General features: G+C 37.7%; 3 protein-coding genes. All 3 read right to left on the bottom strand.

What is annotated here, in order from left to right:
- Nucleotides 1-253, bottom strand: a 253-nt coding sequence (locus HMPREF1321_RS07920) for a carboxypeptidase-like regulatory domain-containing protein (RefSeq protein ID WP_009422121.1), incomplete at its 3' end; no start/stop codon positions are given.
- 182 nt (nt 254-435) lie between these two features.
- Complete coding sequence (locus tag HMPREF1321_RS07915; protein WP_009422120.1) at nt 436-2223, bottom strand: RagB/SusD family nutrient uptake outer membrane protein; 1788 nt, start codon at nt 2221-2223, stop codon at nt 436-438.
- Between the two features lie 29 nt (nt 2224-2252).
- Nucleotides 2253-5295 (bottom strand): SusC/RagA family TonB-linked outer membrane protein (locus HMPREF1321_RS07910; RefSeq protein WP_009422119.1); only part of this gene is annotated, 3043 nt, incomplete at its 5' end.

The following is a 5295-nucleotide window of genomic DNA, read 5'->3' as shown; positions in this document are numbered from 1 at the left end:
CAATGGTTTTTTCTTGGGAAGCATAGCCCATAAAACTGAACAATAGCACGTTGCCTGGAGAGGCTTCAATGCTATATTTACCATCAAAATCAGTAGCTACCCCACGGGTAGTTGATTTGATTTGCACACTCACTCCAGGAAGAGGAGTGCCTTTCTCATCGGTAACAGTACCGGAAATTTGTTTGTTTTGTGCCCATAGCAGAGAGGTAGTACTCCATAGAGCTATTAGCAATAAGAAGATTTTTCGTTTCATACTTCCAAAACTTTTTATTGGTTATTTAATGGTGCAAATATACTAATAAAAAAGAATATAAAGCAAATATTTTCGTAACTTTTTATTAAAATATTTTGTTAAAAGTTTAACAATTCAATAATAAAAAGCTATCCTAAGAAAATAATTTTTCAAGATAGCCTTTTTGTGTTATTAGAATCTGATTAATATCCTGGGTTTTGTTTCATACCAGCGTTTTTGTTTTTGTCTAAAGCAGTAGTGGGGAGGGGCATATACATTAAGCGAGGTGCCCATATTTTCTCAGCACCTAATTTCCCTACAACATCTTTTATTTGTCCTCTCATTACTACACTTGCAGCCTCGGTACCTTTAAAGCCTCCGTTGCGAGTATCGTCTTCATACAAACGAATGTCGAAAAAGCGCAAGCCCTCACCAGCCAACTCTATACGGCGTTCTTTACGAATAAAGTCGAGAGCATCGTTTTTGGAAAGACCGGTAAGTACTTCGGGCATACCCGCACGAGTGCGCAATTTGTTGAGCTCAGCTACTACTGTACCATCATAACCTGTATTTTGGGTATGAGCTTCGGCGTAAATAAGTAACATTTCGGCTAAGCGAATTACAGGGAAATCAACTCCTGTTCCATAGTAAGCACCCCCTGATATAGGAATAACATCATCAGCACCACTCATTTTTCTGAAAGCGTAGCCACTTTCACCATAATTATTTACTTCGGGTACATAGTGTTGATATTCATTAGGACGATATTTGTTTACCGCTGAATATGGAAAAATAATAGAAGCATATAAACGACTATCCCTATTCTTAAACTGACTTAGATAGGCTTTATTAGGTAAAGAATTTTCTATACTGTTTACTGCTTCATTAAAAGTTTTCTTATTGGTATTTTCAATTCCTTTAATCTCATCAGCCAATGCTTTATAGTCTTTAATGCGTTGATCCATAGTAGAGAGAGTGGGCTTGGTTTTACCATCGGTTGTCCAATAAGCATCTACTAATTCTTGAGTAGGTACAATAGTAGCCCACGCTTGTTTTTCTACGAGATTAGGAGTGAGCAAACAAGTTACACGTACCCAACTACTATTTTGTGGATTGGCAATGTATTCTTTGGCTATTATAGTTTCCGGACTATTATCAGCTTTCCAAATATCTTGGTAATTAAAAAGTCCTTTGATAAAAGTATTTTCATTAATACCATAAGCAGAAAAGTCTACGAATTTCTTAAAGTATTCACCGTCTTTTACCATATCAGCAGAAAGAGAGGCTACTTGATGCAGGCGATATCCACCGTTGTCAATTACATAGCGGGCAGCCACTTCGGCTTGGTCATATTTACCAAAGTAATAAGCCATACGTGCTTTAATAGCGGTTGCCATAGCTTTGTTAAAATAGCCCTTATCATTGGTTTGTGGCAATATAGCAATGGCTTCGTCTAACTCTTTGAGTACCCAAGTCCTAACTTCAGAGGCAGGATTACGAGGAAGCCCATCGGGAAAATCATTACTAACGTCTGTTGAAAGGGCTATATCACCAAAATAGAGAGATGCTATTCCATATAGCCAAGCACGCATTACGCGAGCTTCAGCTTTGTATTTTTCTCTATCATTAACGGGAATCTCTGGATAATTGTCAGCTTTTTTTATTACTTGGTTACACGCACGTATACTTTGGAAGTAACCTGCATATCCAAAATTTAATCCTCCATCTAAGGTATTGTTTTGTACAGCAGACCCATTGCTGTCCCAAGCATTACGTGAATATCCATTATCAGCATATCCATCTAGAAATATTCCCTCATATCCATCGGGTATCTGACGATAGATATTGTTACGTAATTGTACAAAAAGCTCAGCATTTATCTTAGAAGAGTCTATAGAGCCTTGAGGTGATTTATCGAAAAAATCGTCACCACAACCCATTGCACCTAATAATGCAAGTACAATGAATGATTTTTGTATGATATTTTTCATTGTTTTTAAATTTAATAGTTATGATAAGGTTAGAAAGAAAAAGATAAACCTGCAGTATAAGATTTCATACCTATTGAATAACCGCGACCGCTGGCTACTTCGGGGTCGAAATCTTTCATACGTTTATCGCCTCTAAAAGTAAATAGGTTATCTCCCGAAAGATATACACGAGCATTGGTTACCCCTAATAGCTTTTGTACCTCATCAGGTAAAGTATAACTAAGAGTTATATTTTTGATTCTAAAATAAGAAGCATCAAATAACCAATAAGATGACATTTTGTTGTTATACTCATAGCGTTTGTCGGAGGGAGAGAACAGCTTAACATAAGAAGCGTCTTGATTATCAGGGCTCCAGTTATTAGTTTGCCATTTTCTTGGTACTGAGTAATTAAAGAAAGCCTGTGAAGCTTCATTATCCATATATACCTTCACATCAGTTACTCCTTGTCCCATTATGGAAAGAGAAAAGTTTTTATAATTCAAATCTAAATTAATACCATAAGTACATTTTGGGACATCATTAGCTACTACTGTACGGTCTTTATCATTAATAACACCATCACCATTGATATCTACATAGCGCAACATACCTTCTTCAGGTTTTTGGTCACCAAGAGGTATAAATCTTCCTTTTTTAATATCTTCAGGAGTATAGATACCATTTACTTGGTACATATAGAAATCACCTACTGAGCCACCTCTGCGGAATATCCAGTAACTATCAGGGGGTAATTCATCTACTTTATCTCCTAAGTCTTCAATGATATTTTTGTTATAAGTGGCATTGACAGCAATATTATAAGAGAAATCTCCAAACTCTTTTCGGTGTGAAACTACAAATTCTACACCTTTGTTGCGTACTTTTCCTACATTACGTGCAGGAATTTGATTTTTTGACAATCCTGTTTCTTCCATTATGTCATTAGCACGAACTAAAATACCATCAGTCAAACGGTTGTAGTAATCAAAGGTGAGACCGAAAAGTCCTTTGGCAATATTTACATCAAGACCTAAGTCAGTAGTGGTTGTAGTTTCCCAAGTAAGATTTGGGTTACCAATACGCCCTTCGGTAAGCACTGTTTTACTTTCACCTCCTATTACTACAGTACCTGTATTTTCGTATGTAGAATAAGTATCGTACAGACCTACATTTTTTATATTACCATTCTTTCCCCAATTGGCACGCAGTTTAAGCCCATTAATCCAAGAGATGTTTTCCATAAATTTTTCTTGGTCTATACGCCAACCTACGGAGAAAGAAGGGAAGTAACCCCAACGACCGCCTTTAGCGAAACGAGAAGAGGCATCGGCGCGGAAATTGGCTTCGAAAAGGTATCTTTGGTCGTAAGTGTAACCTATCCTACCAAAATAAGAATTGATACTTTCTTCTTCATAAAAATTAGTATTTTCTTGTCCGTTGGTTTTAAGTTGGTCAGACTCTTTTGATGAACCTCCTGTAAAATCGTTCATACTGTTACTTGCAAAGTTTTTTCTACCTACAGTTAAACGGCGATAATTATATATGTCAGCTTGTGTTCCAAGCATTATACTTACTGAATGCTTTTCATTGAACACAGTATCGTAGTTTAACCAACCGTTATAGGTAAATTTATCGGAATATTGCCAATCTAATTCCATTTGGTTTACATCGGAACCAGAAGCAGGAATAATACCTGCGGCAGGATTTAGAAAATTAGGGACTCCTTTACGCTTATTTGTAAAATTGAAATATCGGTAATCGAAATAATTATAACTGAAGAGATTGGTTATTTTTAAATCGTTTATAGGGCGTATTTCAGCAGAAACAGAGCCTAATATACGACGAGTAATAGAGTTTTTTCGTCCGTTTTCAGCCCACATACGCAAGGGGTTTAAGGAAGCTTCTTCCCCTGTTGTTGTACGACCATTGCGTACAGACCCCCATTCACCATTAGAATGTTTGGCTACTTGAGTAGGAGGAGTACGAAGAGACTCAATCATTGTTGCACCCCCGTTAGGGAGATCGTATTTGGTGTAAATAAGATTTACATTAGAGGTGATTGTGAGCCATTTTTTAATTTCAGAAGAAGTTTTGGAGTTGATGTTATACCGATTAGTTGATTCTCCTCTTGTAATACCTTCTTCTCGAAGAAAACCTGTACCTAATATGTACTTAAACTTATCAGAACCTCCTGAAAACTGTACATTATGTTTGTTTAAGAAAGCTCTTTTTCTTAGAATTAAGTCGAACCAATTGGTATTGGGATAACGGTCGGGGTCGGAGCCATCGCGATACTTTTGTATCATTTCAGGGGTGAAAGTGAGGTTTGCTTCGGCTATTCCTGAATTGCGTTCTGCTTTGGTAAACATCTCAGCATATTCAGCTGAATTTACCATATCAGGCAAGTAAGTAGGCATTTGCATACTTGTAGACCCATCGTAGCTAATTTGCATCACTCCTGATCTTGCTGATTTGGTAGTAACCAATACAACCCCATAAGCAGCTTTTGCGCCATAGATAGCTGCTGATGAAGCATCTTTTAAGAAAGAGATACTTTCAATACTATTAGGGTCTATAGAATTGAAAAAATTAGTGGTTACCTCTATCCCATCTACAATATAAAGAGGATCGGAATTACCTAAGTTACCGCGCCCGCGAATGTTAAGACTTGTACCTCCAGGGCGAGAGATAATGGTTACCCCTGCTACCGTTCCTTGTAATGCTTTAGCGATGTTTGAGGAAGGGCGCGTTGCTAATTTCTTAGTGTCTACTGTAGCTACAGCTCCCGTAAGGTTTTCTTTCTTTTGGGTACCATAGCCCACTACTACTACTTCACCCAATTCTTGGGTATCTTCTTTCAGTTGAACGTTGATAATCAAGCTATTACCCCCCCCCTTGCCAACGGTTTTTTCTTGGGAGGCATAGCCCATAGAACTGAACAATAGCACGTTGCCAGGAGAGGCTTCAATGCTATATTTACCATCAAAATCGGTAGCTACCCCACGGGTAGTTGATTTGATTTGCACACTCACTCCGGGAAGAGGAGTGCCTTTCTCATCGGTAACAGTACCGGAAATTTGTTTGTTTTGT

The organism is Capnocytophaga sp. oral taxon 412 str. F0487 (genome assembly GCF_000271925.1).
Taxonomy (GTDB): Bacteria; Bacteroidota; Bacteroidia; order Flavobacteriales; family Flavobacteriaceae; genus Capnocytophaga; species Capnocytophaga ochracea.
Note: the sequence above shows the minus strand (reverse complement) of the source record. Positions and strands in the feature narration are given on the sequence as shown.

Excerpts from the sequence above, each read along its gene's own strand:
- HMPREF1321_RS07915 (WP_009422120.1), bottom strand. The coding sequence starts at position 2,223 with ATGAAAAATATCATACAAAAATCATTCATTGTACTTGCATTATTAGGT.